The organism is Kiloniella sp., from assembly GCF_965205715.1.
In the GTDB taxonomy this organism is placed as follows: Bacteria; Pseudomonadota; Alphaproteobacteria; order Kiloniellales; family Kiloniellaceae; genus Kiloniella.
In genome coordinates this window covers 1,737,213-1,753,021 of record NZ_CBDBHW010000014.1, presented here as the reverse complement: position 1 = coordinate 1,753,021, position 15,809 = coordinate 1,737,213, and the positions used below count along the sequence as shown (strand labels likewise).

General features: G+C 47.9%; 12 protein-coding genes. 9 read left to right on the top strand and 3 right to left on the bottom strand.

What is annotated here, in order from left to right:
- Positions 1–87: 87 nt before the first annotated feature.
- On the top strand, positions 88–582 hold the full coding sequence (locus tag ACOGW3_RS25510) for a hypothetical protein (RefSeq protein WP_419905501.1): 495 nt from the start codon (positions 88–90) through the stop codon (positions 580–582).
- A 58-nt stretch (positions 583–640) separates the two neighbouring features.
- Here ACOGW3_RS25510 and ACOGW3_RS25505 read toward each other — a convergent pair whose 3' ends face one another.
- Positions 641–3,634: a bifunctional [glutamine synthetase] adenylyltransferase/[glutamine synthetase]-adenylyl-L-tyrosine phosphorylase gene (locus tag ACOGW3_RS25505; RefSeq protein WP_419905500.1), complete on the bottom strand. Its 2,994-nt coding sequence runs from the start codon at positions 3,632–3,634 to the stop codon at positions 641–643.
- Positions 3,635–3,798: 164 nt separating this feature from the next.
- On the opposite strand from ACOGW3_RS25505, the gene ACOGW3_RS25500 reads away from it, so the two are divergent.
- Complete coding sequence (locus tag ACOGW3_RS25500) at positions 3,799–7,116, top strand: AsmA-like C-terminal domain-containing protein (RefSeq protein WP_419905499.1); 3,318 nt, start codon at positions 3,799–3,801, stop codon at positions 7,114–7,116.
- Between the two features lie 78 nt (positions 7,117–7,194).
- Here the strand turns inward: ACOGW3_RS25500 and tyrS are convergent, their stop codons facing one another.
- Positions 7,195–8,463 carry a tyrosine--tRNA ligase gene (gene tyrS, locus ACOGW3_RS25495; protein WP_419905498.1) on the bottom strand — a complete coding sequence of 423 codons (1,269 nt, stop codon included), beginning with the start codon at positions 8,461–8,463 and terminating at the stop codon, positions 7,195–7,197.
- Positions 8,464–8,690: 227 nt separating this feature from the next.
- On the opposite strand from tyrS, the gene ACOGW3_RS25490 reads away from it, so the two are divergent.
- Positions 8,691–9,767, top strand: a complete 1,077-nt coding sequence (locus ACOGW3_RS25490) for an anhydro-N-acetylmuramic acid kinase (RefSeq protein ID WP_419905497.1) — start codon at positions 8,691–8,693, stop codon at positions 9,765–9,767.
- 79 nt (positions 9,768–9,846) lie between these two features.
- Here the strand turns inward: ACOGW3_RS25490 and ACOGW3_RS25485 are convergent, their stop codons facing one another.
- Positions 9,847–10,500 carry an alpha/beta hydrolase gene (locus ACOGW3_RS25485; RefSeq protein WP_419905496.1) on the bottom strand — a complete coding sequence of 218 codons (654 nt, stop codon included), beginning with the start codon at positions 10,498–10,500 and terminating at the stop codon, positions 9,847–9,849.
- Between the two features lie 263 nt (positions 10,501–10,763).
- On the opposite strand from ACOGW3_RS25485, the gene cysE reads away from it, so the two are divergent.
- From cysE to tenA, 6 genes are all read left to right on the top strand, one after another.
- Positions 10,764–11,531 (top strand): serine O-acetyltransferase, encoded by a 768-nt coding sequence (gene cysE, locus ACOGW3_RS25480; protein WP_419905495.1) that lies wholly within the window; start codon positions 10,764–10,766, stop codon positions 11,529–11,531.
- A gap of 99 nt (positions 11,532–11,630) precedes the next feature.
- Positions 11,631–12,101 carry an Rrf2 family transcriptional regulator gene (locus ACOGW3_RS25475; protein WP_419905494.1) on the top strand — a complete coding sequence of 157 codons (471 nt, stop codon included), beginning with the start codon at positions 11,631–11,633 and terminating at the stop codon, positions 12,099–12,101.
- Positions 12,102–12,213: 112 nt separating this feature from the next.
- Entirely contained in the window at positions 12,214–13,326 is a 1,113-nt protein-coding gene (locus ACOGW3_RS25470; protein ID WP_419905493.1) for a cysteine desulfurase family protein, read from the top strand.
- A gap of 18 nt (positions 13,327–13,344) precedes the next feature.
- A complete protein-coding gene (locus ACOGW3_RS25465; RefSeq protein ID WP_419905993.1) occupies positions 13,345–14,547 on the top strand; it encodes an IscS subfamily cysteine desulfurase in 1,203 nt (400 codons plus the stop codon).
- A gap of 149 nt (positions 14,548–14,696) precedes the next feature.
- A complete protein-coding gene (locus ACOGW3_RS25460) occupies positions 14,697–15,011 on the top strand; it encodes a ferredoxin family 2Fe-2S iron-sulfur cluster binding protein (RefSeq protein WP_419905492.1) in 315 nt (104 codons plus the stop codon).
- Between the two features lie 112 nt (positions 15,012–15,123).
- On the top strand, positions 15,124–15,804 hold the full coding sequence (gene tenA, locus ACOGW3_RS25455) for a thiaminase II (protein ID WP_419905491.1): 681 nt from the start codon (positions 15,124–15,126) through the stop codon (positions 15,802–15,804).
- The last annotated feature ends 5 nt before the right edge of the window (positions 15,805–15,809 follow it).

Genomic DNA, 15,809 nt, shown 5'->3' with positions numbered 1-15,809 from the left:
CTACTCAACAAAGCGGAGAAGTGCCAGAAACCTTTTAGAATTGTTGTCGTATCCGAAGTTAACGATGATTTTGATGACTATGATGCCTTGGCAAAAGTTCTTCCATCATTAACAGGGATTCACTTTGAAAGTGTTTCTTCTGGTAATATTGATTCGATAGTTATTAGTGCAGATCAAATTGACGAGGCTGTACAATCTTACCATTTAGCGGGTGAGATGATAAAGTTTATGTACTGTAGTGATCATGAAGAAGATAGAGTGTGCCTAGAGCATATGGCACGCTCAAAATTATCTGCACAAAATGGATATCCGACAGTGGCCTACTCTACTCGGGATGGCGAACTGAATCGATATTTTGGTATGTCCATAAATAAACTAGGTGGAAATTTAAATTATCCTTACAAACCTGTGAGCCTTTTTTATGCCTATTTTGCTCATAAAAAAGCACAAAACATTGGCTTTCCTTCTTTGGTGTCATCTACTGAAAGTGAGTTTTTAGCAGCGCTAGAATATATGAAAGGAAATAGCGATTTAACTCCATTTGATAAGTCTTTGATTTCTGAATTATACTCAAAAAAATGAAATATATTTCAGATTTTGACGTCTGAGCATAATTAAGATTAGGGGTTAATTTGACTTTCTATATCTTGGTTATCGAAGCCTCAGCCTTAATCAATCGCCCGTAAATCTCCGCAACCCGTTCCGTCGTTTGCATGTACCTCGCTTTGAGTTCAGGAAAACCTGGCTCACTTAATGCGGAAGCCAGGCGAGAGAGGACTTCGGGAGGAGCGGTTTCTTCGTCGAGTTGCTCGCCAGTGGTCAGGCGGAGCAGGTTCTGCAGTTGGTGAAAGAGATCAAAAGCCTCTATCAGGTCGGCGGTATCAGGAGACGAGAGCAAGCCTTCCTGGCCGAGTTGTTTAAAGCTTTGTTTGGTGTTGGGATGCAAAACATTGGGGGTATCGTGCGCGTGTTTAAGCTGGAGGTATTGGGACAGGAATTCAAGATCGATTAATCCGCCACTTACCTGTTTGATATCCCAAACACCTTTGGCTGGTTTTTCTTTGGCGATCCGCTCTCTCATGCCCGCGATGTCATCAACCAGTTTTTGCGGATCCCTTTTCAGACAAAGCACTTGTCTGATGACTTGGTTGATTTTTTCGCAAAAGTCCTTGTTTCCCCCAATGGCACGCGCACGGGTCAGGGCCATGTGCTCCCACGTCGAGGCATCGTTGAGCTGATAACGTTCAAATGCTTTAAGAGAGAGCGCAAGCGGGCCAGCACCACCTGATGGGCGCAGGCGCATGTCTATTTCATACAATTTTCCCTCAGGTGTCATGACACTCAAGGCATTGGTAAAACGTTGGGTCAGACGGGCGAAATACTGGGTTGGGTCGAGAGGGCGATCCCCGTTGGATAGGACACTGCTTGGCTGATCTCCGTTTGGTAGGTGAGGATCACTTTCTAATCCGTAGAGGCTGATAAGATCGAGATCAGAAGTCACCGTCATCTCATGAGAACCAAGTTTTCCCATGGCGAGGATGGCAAAGTTACTGTGTTCAATTTCTCCGTGACGGACTTTTAACTCGTCGTGTACTCTAGGAAGAAGTCCTTCGATGACACACTCGGCGATATTTGAGAGATCGCGACTGGAACGCTCGACAGATCCTGTTACTCTTAAAATCTGGAGGCCAACACGGAATTTCTGATCATTGGTCCAGCTTCGACTGAAGTCGAGGATGTCTTGAAAATCCCGTGCTTGATCCAGGGCGGCAAGGAGTTGAGATCTGAGATCTTCCAGATCAGGCAGGCGGTTAAAGAAGTCTTCACTGAGGACAGCATCCAACAAACCCGGAGATTGGCTCAGTCTGTTGGCAAGGGCCGGGGCTGATCCCATAATTTCGGCGAGTAAATCCAATAAATTTGGATTTGTCTGTAACATCGAAAAAAGTTGCACACCCGTTGGCAGACCAGACAAAAATTCATCAAATTTAATGAGGGCGCTATCGGGCGCGGTGGATTTTCCAAAGGCTTCGAGTAAGACAGGAACAATCTCGGCTATCAACCGTCTCGATCTGTCAGAACGCACCGCGCGGTAGCGGCCATGTTTCCATTTGGCAATTAGTTGGAAAACGCCAGCCCCGTCTTTAAAACCGATTTCTTGTAAGGTTTCGATGAGCTGTGGGGAGGGTTCATGACCGGTAAAGTTCAGATTTTTTGTGGTTGAGGGTTGTTCGTGCTCTTCCTCAAAGAGGGCAGCATAGTGATCTTCGACGACGTGGAGATGATGCAATAGCTCTTCGCTAAAATCCCCTGAACTATCGTAACCAAGGAAGGCCGCAATTTCACCCAGGCCTTCGTCTGTTTCCGGCAGGAACTGGGTTTGCTGATCCTCCACCATCTGGAGACGATTTTCGACACGGCGGAGAAACCAATAAGCTTCGGTCATGTCGGTATGGGCTTTGGGTGAAATCAGATGGGCGCGGTGGAGTTGTTCAAGGGCATAGGCGGTTGAACTGCTTCTAAGCTCTGGATTTCGTCCCCCCCATATCAATTGCTGGGTCTGGGCAAAGAATTCAATCTCTCTGATGCCGCCACGACCAAGTTTGATGTTGTGACCCTTGATCGCAATCTTTGCGCCGCCTTTGTGGGCGTAGATCTGACGCTTGATGCCATGAATGTCATTGATGGCGGCAAAATCGAGATGTTTGCGCCAGACAAAGGGTTTTATTTCTTTTAAAAACCTGTGCCCGAGCTCTTTATCTCCTGCAATTGGGTTGGCCTTGATCATGGCGCAACGTTCCCAATTGAGGCCTGTGGTTTCGTAGTATGACATAGCCGCATTGAAAGACAGCGCAAGTGGGGTGGCACTGGGGTCTGGTCGTAGTCTGAGGTCGGTTCTAAACACGTAGCCATCTTTGGTGCGATCATCAAGGCAACGGACAAGATCGCGTGTCATCCTGACCATACCTTCGTGAGTGCCACGATCATGCAGATATTTTATTTTTTCCGGATCGAATAAAACGATCAGGTCGATGTCCGAGGAATAATTTAGTTCCCAAGAACCAAGTTTACCCATGGCGAGTACAACATACCCGCAATCCTGCTCTGGGTTTTCGGACGTGTTTAACTGCAGATGTCCTCGTTTTTCCAGTTCCAGAAGTAAGTGGGAAACAGCAGTAGAAATGGCCGTTGAAGCGAAACCCGTTAGTTCTTCGACAACGCGTCTGTCTGTCCATTGCCCGGTTATGTCAGCAAATGCAATGGCCAGAGAAGCCTGTTTTTTTGCCCGCCTCAATGAGGACATAATGGTTTGTCTATCTGTCGAAGTCGCGATGTTTTCGAGCAGATGATTATGGATACTGGTCAGACTTTTTTCAGCACCCTGCTTTAAAAGTCCACAAAGGAATTCCATATCCCTGAGAAGGCAATCTGAAAGATAAGGACTGTTAGAGAAGATGGATCTCAACAGTGAATTAACTTTCGGTGTGTTATAAAAATCGGTAAGATCCTGCTTTAAATCAGGATTTTCTATGCGTTCAATTCGTTCTTCCCAATGGGTACAACCAAGTTTAGCCCTTTCGGGATTGGCGATTTTGGGTAATGTTTCTTCTGAAAAAGAGAATGAAAGTATCATGAATACCGCTACCTTGTTCGAGTACCCACCTTGTTTCGCGTACCCATCTTGTTTCGCGTACAGTGCAAAGGCTGTAAAAATTGGTCAAGAGATTGAGTAAATAAAATTATGCAGCACTTTATCGACTATGGTAGCAATTTAGGCGAGCGGAGCCACAATATTTTATGATACGTAAGTCTTCTCTGATTATTTTGGAACTAATTGCCGCTTTGCTGGTGATCACCGCCATTATGGCGGGGATTGCGGTATGGCGCTTGTCTTCGGGCCCTGTACAGCTCGATTTTTTAACTCCCTATGTCGAAGAAGCCTTTGTTGATCAAGAGCAGGGCATGCGTCTGGATGTCGAGACAACTATGCTTGTCTGGCTGCCCAAAGAGCGCGCGATTGCAATCCATGTGGAGCAGGTCAGGGTCCTCGACAAAGACGATAATACCATAGCTGCCGTTCCCTTAATGGGCATTGATTTTGATGTCGGTGCCTTGCTTCGGGGAAAGATTGTGCCAACAGGTGTCGGGGTGATTGGTCCGCGGCTCTATCTGGTTCGGGCCGAAGACGGAAGCTTTGAGATTGTAAATGATCCCACGGGCGAAAGAGGGGCTGATGAGCCTAGTTTTGGCGATGTATTGCCCGAGATTCTTGATAGTTTGATGCAAGATCGGGATGTCGGCCATCCTTTGGCGTATCTCAATCAACTTGAAATCGTTGGTGCCAAGCTGGTCATAGACGACAAAAAACTCGGGTTGGTCTTTAACGTCCCCTATGCAGACATTAACATTCGCCGAGATAAGTTAGGCCTAAAAGGTGAACTGGATCTAATCGTTGATATTGCACAGGAAGAAGCGATCCTCAACGGGGCTTTTGTCTACGATAACTCTTTGCAGATCATTGATCTTGCCTTCCAGTTGTCTGGTGTGAAACCAACGACCCTTGCGAAACTAGATCCAAGTCTATCCGAGCTTTCTACAATCGACATTCCTCTCGCGGCATCCGTGGCAACTTCGCTTAACTTGGCCGGAGAATTTGGCCGTAGCCGGTTTGAGCTTTCGGGCGGTAGCGGGACAATTGAAATACCGAGCCAAAATATTCCGGTACTTCCGGTGCAGGGGCTCTTTTTGAAGGGCAGCTACAGCAAAACAAATCAAAAGCTAACTCTTGATAACGCAGCGATCAATTTTGGTCTCGAAGGCGAAAAGGGACCGCAACTCTCTGTTGCTGGCAGCGTTTCCGGCCTCGAAGGGGATATGCAAATTCTCGCCGGTGTGAAGGCTGTAGAAGTTCCTCTCGATGATCTCTCGCTTTATTGGCCGGAAGGAAAGGCGGATGACGCACGCGAATGGGTAACGGAAAACATCCGAACCGGAATTGCGAACGAAGCCGTGGTGAAAGTTGTTCTTGATATTCCCGAGGGAGACTTTGAAAAAGCCAAACTGGTTTCCCTGAAAGGGGACATGAAGTATACGGACCTTGATGTTTACTATCTGCGCCCCTTGCCACCTGTGACCAAGGTTTCTGGTACAGCAGAAGTCCGTTCGGATGGATTAACCCTCTTTACTGAAAGCGGGATCCTGAAGGACATGTCGGTTCTGCCGTCGACGATTGAGATAACGGGCCTGGATATTGAAGAAGAAAAGATTGCTATTCAGACAGCCGTTGAAGGCCCTGTAAATACGGCGCTTGCCATCTTAAACAGTGAAAACCTCAAGCTCATAGACGAACTGGGTATCAAGCCGGAAGAAACCAGTGGCGATGCCGCTGTTGCAGTTGATTTTGATTTCATGTTGCTGAACGATCTCAAATTTGAAGACATTTCTATTGATGCTTCAGCAGAGATCAAAAATGCTCGCATTGGTAAAATTTATAATGGGCTTAACGCGACAGATGGAGATCTGGTTCTTAATGTAACGGGTAAGGGGATGCATGTTACGGGCCCGTTGTTTCTTGCTGAAGTACCTCTGACGGTTGACTGGACAGAAAATTTTGGCAGTGATGTCGATATCCGCACAAACCTGAAAGCAGATATCCCCCGCATTTTGCCAGATGGTTTAACCAAGCTCGGTATCCCTGTGTCTGATTTTATCGAGGGGCCGGTCTCGCTGTCTCTCGCGTTGGAAAACAGGACGGATGAAACCGGCACGGTTCAGCTGGCGACTAACCTTCAGGATGCGGTACTCAAACTTGATACACTCGATTACCAAAAAGAAGCTGGTGTGCCTGGTCAGTTACAGGCGATCGTTACCTTGCAAAATGGCAATGCGGTAAATATTGACAGTTTTAATCTGGAAGCAAATGACCTCGCGGTTAATGGACAGCTAAACCTGGATGAGAACGGGATCTCACGCGGAACCCTGGATCAGTTTCAGCTTGGTAACTCGCTGCTTACGGATGTGAAACTCGACCTGCGAAACGAAAAATCTGTAATCGTTATTGGCGGAGGTGTCTTGGATGCGACCCGATTTACGGGTGATGATAAAAATGTCAGTGACGAAAGCCAGGCAGAGTCGGATCCAAATGCGACCACCACACCAACTGTTGACGTCAATAACTCTGTAGTTCCAGAGCCCCCAGCCGACCCCATTGCCGAACCAGTAACTCCTATAACAGTGATCGCTGAGAATCTTGAGGCGATTTATATGGGGGAGCAACGCTTCTTTAGGGATGCCTCTCTATGGATTGATCGAGAGGCTGAAGGTTGGAAGCGCATTCAGTTCTCAGGCACTATTCCAAAGGAACTTTGGCATGCGGAAGGCGTGAAGCCGAGCGGGGAGGCGGATAACGTTCCGCGAACCTTTGCGATGGCTTACCAACCTTTGGAAAATGGGAGCCAGGGATTAAATATTACCGCGAACGATTTTGGTGCGATGCTGCGTGCTTTGGATGTCCTTGATACCGTCGAAGGTGGCTCACTTCAGATAACGGGATCGGCAGCTGATTATCACACAGAAACTTTGCTCAATGGACATATGGAAGCTCGAGGCCTTCGGCTGGTAAAGGCGCCGACCCTTGCCAAAATGCTTGCCTTTGCATCGCTTACTGGACCGGTCACAACTTTGACTACCGAAGGGATCGCCTTCAACGAGCTCAAGGGGGATTTTACCCTCCAGAACGGATTATTACGAAGCGATCTTATCCGGCTTTATTCTTCATCGATAGGTCTTACTGCTAAGGGTGAGATTGATACCAATAAGAAAATTTTAGCCGCAGATGGAACGATTGTACCTGCATACACAATTAATAGAATCCTTGGCGGAATACCACTTATTGGCAATTTACTTACGGGCGGGGAAGGTGAAGGTATCGTGGCTTTCAATTACTCTTTAAAAGGAGATTTAGAAGAGCCCGAAGTCTCTATTAATCCGCTATCCGGTCTTGCTCCAGGCTTTCTCCGTAATATCTTTGGCAATGCGACCCCGACCACTGAGGGGCAAAGTACGACTGAGGAAGAGCCCGCGAAAAAGAAGAAGCCGAAAATTGATCAGAAGTAATATATTTGTACTCTAATCAAACAAAAGGGCTGCAAATCTGCAGCCCTTTTTCTCAATACAAAATATCGAAAGACTAGGTTAAATTGGCTTAACCAGGATATGTCTTTTCTTACCGGCGGACAGCTTAATGGATCCCTCGGCGTTCAAGTCAGCCAGAGAAATTGACAAGCTATCATCCTTGATTTGAATGTCGTTGAGACGTCCGCCACCACCTTTGATCAGCTTGCGAGATTCCCCGTTACTGGTTGTGAGGCCAACCTCTTTCCAGAGTAAGAAAGCCGGGATACCTTCTTCAAGGCGTGACTTTTCAATATCACAACTCGGAAGATCAGCACTCATGCTGCGTTCTTCAAAAGCTTTACGTGCGGTTTCCGCTGCAGCTTCTGCCGCTTCCAAACCATGACACAGTCTCGTTGCTTCGGTGGCGAGGACTTTTTTCGCTTCGTTAATACCGGCGCCTACCATGGCCTCAAGATTTTTGATTTCGTCTTCGGAAAGTTCGGTGAACAGGCGAAGGAAACGGCCGACATCAGCATCTTCTGTGTTACGCCAGTACTGCCAGAAATCATATACGGACAGGCGTTCTTCGTTGAGCCAAACCGCACCGCTGACCGTCTTGCCCATCTTCACACCGGAAGAAGTGGTAAGAAGAGGTGAGGTCAGGCCATATACTTCGTTACGACTGACACGACGCGTGAGATCGACACCATTGACGATGTTGCCCCATTGATCAGAACCACCCATTTGTAACAGGCATTCCTGTCGTTTGTTCAGTTCCATGAAATCGTAAGCTTGCAGGATCATGTAGTTGAATTCGAGGAAAGACAGGGACTGTTCACGGTCGAGGCGCAGCTTGACGGAATCAAAGCTGAGCATCCGGTTAACCGAGAAATGCACCCCGTAATCACGCAGGAATTCAAGGTAGTTGATGTTATCGAGCCAGTCGGCATTGTTGACCATCACGGCATCTGTTGGGCCATCACCAAAAGTCAGATACTTGGAAAATACCTTCTTGATGCCATCCATGTTGTGCTGGATTTCTTCAACGGTGATTAGTTTACGCGCTTCATCCTTAAAAGACGGATCTCCAACTTTACTGGTGCCACCGCCCATGAGGACGATTGGTTTGTGACCAGACTTCTGGAGCCAACGCAATAGCATGATCTGAACCAGACTGCCGACATGCAGAGAATCTGCTGTGCAGTCAAAGCCGATATAAGCTGCGATTGGACCTTTTTCGAGTTTTGAATCCAGGGCGTCCATATCCGTACACTGATGGATATAACCACGAGCGCTCAGTTCACGAAGGAATTCTGAACGATAGTTGGTTGCTTGTGGCGCGGTCATAGTAAGTCTCGCTTAGTTCGAAAAAGGTCAAAATTAAATTAGAGAGTACGACAGAAAAGTAATCCTCTACTTGCCGTAGCCGCAGGGATTTAACACAATCCCTATAAGGAAACAATCTTCGATGCCATATGAAGCCTCGGTAAATGTTATAAAACCTTGGTAAGTGGTAGAAGCCCGGCAGAGAAAAACCCGGTAGTGAGAAGCTCGTATAGATAAGAGATAGAAGCATGACGGATAAAAAAAATGACTGGCTGTTAGGTTTGATGAGCGGGACGTCTATGGATGGCATAGATGCGGCCCTCATCAAGAGTGATGGTGAGAGTGTCCTTGAGCAGGGGCCAACTCATAGTTTTTCCTATAGCGCCGACCAACGTGCCATGCTTCAGGCGGTGATGGGGGAAGGCAAAGACACCACAAATGCCGAAGAGGCCTTAACCCGTTGGCATCATACTGCTGTGCAAGAGCTTTTAGGCAAAGCATCTCTTAAGGCATCTGATGTTGAGCTGATCGGTTTTCACGGTCAGACGACCTTTCATGACCCTGCTCGCGGCATTACCAAGCAGATCGGCGATGGCGACCTCCTGGCCAGCCTTTGCGGTATCCCCGTCGTTAATGACTTCCGCTCTGCCGACGTTGCAGCTGGAGGAGAGGGGGCACCTTTTGCTCCGCTTTACCATCAGGCTTTGGCGATGGATATAACGAAGCCGATCATGGTTCTCAACATTGGCGGTGTTTCCAACATTACCTATCTCGGATCAGATGGTTCTGTTCTTGCCTGTGATACCGGACCGGGCAACGGCCTTCTCGATGATTGGATGGCAAAGCACTTTGACCAGACCATGGATGAAGGCGGAAAGATTGCCGCATCCGGTCGGGTCGATCAAAAGGTGTTGGCGCAAATGCTCAACAAGACTTTCTTCTCGCTAGAGCCGCCAAAATCGTTAGATCGCTATGATTTCTCAAATGATCCGGTACAGGGTTTGAGCCCTGAAGATGGCGCGGCGACCCTCACAGCCTTTACCGCCGCGGCCAATGCAAGAATTCTCCCATTCCTCCCTCAATCTCCTGATCAATGGCTAGTCACTGGTGGAGGACGTCATAACCCTGTGCTGATGGATGCGTTACGTGAAGAGCTGAAAGTATCTGTAGAACCCGTGGAAACTGTTGGTTGGGATGGCGATGCTTTGGAAGCGCAAGCCTTCGCATTCCTCGCCAAACGCAGCCAGCTCGGCCTGCCGCTATCCCTGCCCACAACAACAAAGGTCCCCGAACCTTGTTTTGGCGGCGTGTTGCACGCAGCTTGAATGTCTGTGTTCTATTAAAAAAGGCCGCTGAAAATGCAGATGCAATCAGCGGCCTTTTTATTCATCACTCAAAGAGTGTTTATTCTTCGGCAGCCGGGGCTAAATTTTGGCTGACGTAGTCTTGAATGTGGCTGTCGATGATATCCATTTCGTTCTCGAAATAGTGACCGGCAGTTGGTTCAATACGATAGTCGATGGCGATGCCTTTTTGTGAATTCAGCTTGTCGACCAGTTTCGCTGTTGCGGATTCTGGTACGACCTCGTCACGTTCGCCCTGAACGATCAATCCTGAAGAAGGACAAGGGGCAAGGAAGCTGAAGTCAAACATGTTGGCTGGAGGAGCGATGGAGATAAATCCATCAATCTCTGGACGACGCATCAATAACTGCATGCTGATCCAGGCACCGAATGAAAATCCGGATACCCAGCACTGGCTGGCGTTGGCATTGACGGACTGTAGCCAGTCTAGTGCGGATGCTGCATCTGACAGTTCACCTTCGCCATCATCGAAAGTACCCTGTGAGCGACCCACGCCACGGAAGTTAAAGCGCAGAACGGAAAAGCCCTGTGCTTTGAATGAGTTGAACATCGTGTAGACGATTTTGTTGTTCATGGTGCCGCCGTGCTGAGGATGCGGATGAAGCATCAGAGCAATCGGTGCATTTGGTGTCGGATTGTGAAAATAGCGTCCTTCAAGACGACCTTCCGGGCCGTTAAGAATAATATCAGGCATACAGTCACTGTTCCCTTTAGTTGACTTCGAGGCTTTATTTCAGCCGTTCACCCGTCTAAACTATCTTCACTTAAGCCCTGGATAAGCTCCAGATTCTATTGTGTCGTTAGTCTAAACACTTGCTACACTTGACCCCAACGACCCAGATTACTATATCGCAGAGGATGTGCCGTGTGATTCCAATGCATTGTATATAATCTACAGGTAGCTCTTAGCCAAATACCTTTTTCAAGAAAGTAAAAGGTAGAGATAGGAACGAACATATGTTCGACAGATTAAAAGCTGAAATTGATGCGACAATGTCACGTGATCCCGCCGCGCGTTCTCGGGCTGAAGTTGTGCTGTGTTATCCTGGGTTTCAAGCCGTTAGTCTCCATCGTCTATCCAATAAACTGTGGCGAAATGACTGGCGACTACTCGCGAGATGTCTGTCTCATTTGGGGCGGATCGTAACAGGAATTGAAATTCATCCCGGCGCAACAATCGGCAAAGGCTTCTTTATCGACCACGGCATGGGTGTTGTTATTGGTGAAACCTCTATCATCGGCGACAATGTGACGCTCTATCATGGCGTGACTTTGGGGGGTGTAGCTCCTAGTGTTGATTCTGATGCTCAGCGAGGAACTAAACGTCATCCAACATTGGAATGTGGGACAATCGTTGGATCTGGTGCTCAGGTGCTTGGTCCGATTGTCGTTGCGCGCAATGCCCGTATTGGGGCGAATGCTGTCGTGACCAAGGATGTGCCTTGTTGTGCAACGGTTGTCGGTATTCCGGGTAAAGTGGTTAACCCGAAACCGGCAGTGGTGGATGAACAACCTTTTGTTGCCTATGGAACGCCGACAGGGGATGTTCCTGATCCTGTGTCGCGCACACTGGAGGGGCTTCTCAATGAAGTTCAATCGCTGCGCAGACGTATAAATTCTTTAGAAGGCCAGGACGATTATCAGGCCAATCTGCTCACACAAAAGGAGGATAAGGATAAGAGTGATAATACTGGCGAGGATATCCCTCCACAGGGGAAATGTTAAGGTGACCCCTTCGTAAGGGATGAAATTTAATTGGGGGCTGTTATAATATGGCGAGTATTAATGGCCAGATTGTTACCGGATGTTTAGGAGTGATGAGCTGTGAAACTAAGCACTAAGGGGCGTTATGCTGTTATGGCTATGGTCGATTTGGCTCTTTATGCAGGTGAGCGACCAGTATCTCTTGCGGAAATCGCAGATCGTCAAGAAATCTCTCTTTCATATCTTGAACAGCTTTTTGCCAAGTTGAGGCGGGAAAGCCTGGTGGCTTCGGTGCGGGGTCCCGGTGGCGGTTATAAGATGTCAAAAAAGGCCAGTGAGACCATGATATCTGAGATCTTCCAAGCTGTTGAAGAGCCGATAAAGGCCACAGCTTGTACGCCCACAAGTCCACAAGGATGCCGAAGTGATAAAAGTCGTTGCATCACACACGACCTTTGGATGGGGCTTTCAAATCATATCTACAGCTATTTAAGCAATGTGTCCTTGGCAGACGTAATTGAACGTCGTATTGATCCCGGATCAGATTTATTTTTGTCTTCTGGTCCAAATGATGGTGTAGCAGCGGAATAAACACCCTATATCTATTTGACCCAGTGTAATATTGAACCCAGTATTCTATTGCCCCAATTGTTTTATTGGGCTGTGAAAATAAGCATGGCTTAAATTGGATATGAGACCGTAAATGCGCCGTTCCATCTATCTTGACTACAATGCTACGGCACCCGTTCGACCTGAAGTAATAGAGGCCGTTACCTCTGCCCTTAAACAGACAGGCAACCCTTCTTCCATTCATGAATATGGGCGCGCTGCCAGGCGCCTCGTCGAAGACGCACGAGCAGAAATTTCTTCGCTGGTTGGAAGCAAACCAGCCCGGGTGGTTTTTACCTCTGGCGGTACGGAGGCAAATAACCTTGTTCTCAAAGGTTCTGGCCGAAGCCGGATATTGGTTTCCTCAATTGAGCATCCCTCGGTGCTTCAGGTCCATGAAAATGCCATTCAGATTCCTGTGGATAATCAGGGGAATATAGAGCTAACCGCGCTTGAAGAACTCCTTGCCGAAGATGGGGAGAACTCTCTTATCTCGGTAATGATGGCCAACAATGAAACCGGTGTTTTGCAGCCTATTGATGCGATCGTAAAGCTGGCGCATGACAAGGGCGCTTTGGTCCATTGTGATGCCGTGCAGGCTGCTGGAAAGGTTGCAATTAACTGTGAAGAACTCGGGATAGATTTTACCACCATCTCTTCACATAAACTTGGTGGCCCCCAAGGCGTTGGAGCTATGGTTCTGGGGAAAGGACTTGAGATTATTTCCCAGCAGCTAGGTGGTGGACAGGAAAGACGTCGCCGGGGCGGCACTGAAAATGTATCAGGTATTGTCGGGTTTGGTGTCGCTGCCAGACTCTCCCTCGAGGGATTGCCCGATATGCAGGTGAAATCTCAAGCCCGGGATGACATGGAACAAAAACTCTTGGCTGCAGCACCAAGGGCTCTCGTATTTGGTGCTGGAACTCCTCGTGTTCCCAATACAACAACAATCACGATGCCAGGTGTACCTTCGGATACTCAGTTGATGGTGCTTGATCTCGAAGGATATGCGGTCTCTTCAGGCTCGGCGTGTTCGTCAGGGAAAGTTCAGGCTTCCCACGTTCTCAAAGCAATGGGTGCCGATGACAAAGCTGCAGGTGAAGCTATCCGTATTTCGACGGGTTGGAACTCGTGTCCGGATGATTTGGACCGCTTTGCTGATGCGTGGATTGCTTTATTTCAGCGAAAGGGAGAACGGCCGGAATAGGGCGGTGTTATGAGTGTAATGCAGAACAAGAAAGCCAACCGATCAGTAAAGCCTATCTACCTTGATTATCAGGCAACAACCCCGACAGATCCAAGGGTTGTTGAAGCGATGCTTCCCTTCTTTAGCGAGAGTTTTGGCAATCCTCACTCTGTGGATCACGCCTATGGCTGGGAAGCCGAAGAGGTTGTTGATAAGGCACGGCAGCAAATCGCTGATGTGATTGGGGCGGACCCCAGAGAGATCATTTTTACATCAGGCGCCACGGAATCAAACAACCTGGCGATCAAAGGTCTGGCACATTTTCTTCGCGATAATCCCAAGGGAGCCGTACGCAACCGGATTGTCACCTCTACGGTTGAACACAAGTGCGTACTAGAATCTGTGAGCCGTCTGGAGCGAGAAGGCTTTGAAGTCATCAGGCTCCCGGTTGATATCAATGGTTTGGTTGATATGGAGGCTCTGTCCGACGCTGTCACTGAAGCGACAGCACTTGTTTCTATCATGGCGGTCAACAATGAGATCGGTGTCATTCAGCATCTAAGCCGGATTGGAGAAATCTGTAAGGCCGCGGGAGCCAAGTTCCATACTGATGCAGCCCAAGCCGTTGGTAAGATCCCCCTTGATGTCAACAAGATGCAGATCGATCTGATGAGTATATCGGGTCACAAAATTTATGGTCCTAAAGGGATAGGCGCACTTTACGTAAGAAGACGCCCGCGCATTCGTCTCGAGCCTCTTATCGATGGTGGAGGTCAAGAGAGAGGTCTTCGTTCAGGCACGTTGGCAACGCCGCTTTGTGTCGGTCTTGGTGCTGCAGCTCAGTATGCCAACGAAGAAATGTTTACTGAGTACGATCGTCTTTCATCTTTAAGTCGACGTTTCCAGGACGGTCTTAAGGCCAGATTGGATGGCGTAAGTTTTAATGGCGACCCTGAACAAAGGATTCCCGGAAACTTAAATGTTACTTTTGAAGGTATTTCCGGGGCTGAATTGATGAAGTCGGTTCCTGATTTGGCACTCTCTATGGGATCGGCCTGTACCTCTGCTGATCTTGATCCGTCTTATGTGCTTAAGGCTTTGGGTTTAAACGAAGATCAGGCTATGTCGTCCCTTCGAATTGGCTTGGGGCGGTTCACGACAGAGGGGGAGGTTAATCAGGCGATTGATCTCTTGAGCACAGCTGTTGATAAGCTGCGATCAGACTTACACAAGGCAGGATGAGAAAAAGCGCTTCCCAAGTTTAGCTTAAGCGGCGTATATAGTCAGCCAATGTAAAATAATAGCCGACATAAGTACGGCAGCGGATCGATGTTATGGGGCATGTAAAAGTCATTAGGCTTTATCCCCGGATATGTTAGGAGAATTGGCGCATGCCAAAAATGACTTTTGTCGAAACAGACGGTTCCGAAAAAGAAGTTGATGCCCCTCTTGGGCTTTCAGTTCTCGAAATTGCTCAACGTAATGATATCGATATTGAAGGGGCGTGCGAAGGGTCTCTGGCCTGTGCGACCTGTCATGTTGTTATCGACCCAAGCTGGTATGGCAAACTGAACGAAGTTTCTGAAGACGAGGAAGATATGCTCGACCTTGCCTTTAACCTGACCGAGACATCCCGCCTTGGATGTCAGCTGATCATGTCTGATGAACTTGATGGCCTGAAGGTTAAGTTACCAGAATCTCTCTAAAGCGTTTCTGATTTATTGATAGCGATCTGAATTTTTTGGATCGCTTTTTTTTCGATATTTTACTTTCTGGCAATCATTCTATTGTCGGCTCCTCTAACAAGAAACTCCTGTTATGTCCTTTTATGAAGATCTTAAAGCAGAATGTCCCGCCGATTGGGCGTCTTATGTTTATCACCCCTTTGTTCAATCAATGGGAGATGGGTCTTTATCCAAGGATGCTTTTAAGCACTATCTTATTCAGGATTACCTGTTTTTAATTCAGTTTGGGCGAGCCTATGCCCTGGCTGTTTTTAAGAGTGATAATCTGGACGACATGCGCCAGGCATCGGCAACAATGGATGCCTTGGTGAATGAAGAAGTTAAATTACATATCAGCTATTGCGCTGACTGGGGGATTGAAAAATCTGTCCTGGAGGCCGAGCCTGAAGCCGCCGCAAATATTGCTTATACCCGCTATGTTATGGAGCGGGGGATGTCGGGTGATATTCTCGACCTTCTCGTCGCCTTAGCCCCGTGTGTTATGGGCTACGCAGAAATCGGGTCTCGTCTTTCTGATGAGCAAACTAAAGATTTGGAAAATAACCCTTATCTCCCCTGGATTGATATGTATTCAAGTAATGAGTACCAACAGGTGGCCGCAGGTGCTTACGGCCAGTTGGAGCGCGTTGCTATGTCACGTCTCGGCGAAGACTACAGATCATCTGGGCGCTGGAAGCAGCTTTGCGAAACCTTTGCCACGGCTACCAGATTAGAGGCAGGATTTTGGGAAATGGGCCTTACAGGCTCTAGGTAATAAAC

Coding starts and splice junctions, on each gene's coding strand:
- ACOGW3_RS25505 (WP_419905500.1), bottom strand. CDS start 3,634: ATGATACTTTCATTCTCTTTTTCAGAAGAAACATTACCCAAAATCGCC.
- ACOGW3_RS25500 (WP_419905499.1), top strand. CDS start 3,799: ATGATACGTAAGTCTTCTCTGATTATTTTGGAACTAATTGCCGCTTTG.
- tyrS (WP_419905498.1), bottom strand. CDS start 8,463: ATGACCGCGCCACAAGCAACCAACTATCGTTCAGAATTCCTTCGTGAA.
- ACOGW3_RS25490 (WP_419905497.1), top strand. CDS start 8,691: ATGACGGATAAAAAAAATGACTGGCTGTTAGGTTTGATGAGCGGGACG.
- ACOGW3_RS25485 (WP_419905496.1), bottom strand. CDS start 10,500: ATGCCTGATATTATTCTTAACGGCCCGGAAGGTCGTCTTGAAGGACGC.
- cysE (WP_419905495.1), top strand. CDS start 10,764: ATGTTCGACAGATTAAAAGCTGAAATTGATGCGACAATGTCACGTGAT.
- ACOGW3_RS25470 (WP_419905493.1), top strand. CDS start 12,214: ATGCGCCGTTCCATCTATCTTGACTACAATGCTACGGCACCCGTTCGA.
- ACOGW3_RS25465 (WP_419905993.1), top strand. CDS start 13,345: ATGCAGAACAAGAAAGCCAACCGATCAGTAAAGCCTATCTACCTTGAT.
- ACOGW3_RS25460 (WP_419905492.1), top strand. CDS start 14,697: ATGCCAAAAATGACTTTTGTCGAAACAGACGGTTCCGAAAAAGAAGTT.
- tenA (WP_419905491.1), top strand. CDS start 15,124: ATGTCCTTTTATGAAGATCTTAAAGCAGAATGTCCCGCCGATTGGGCG.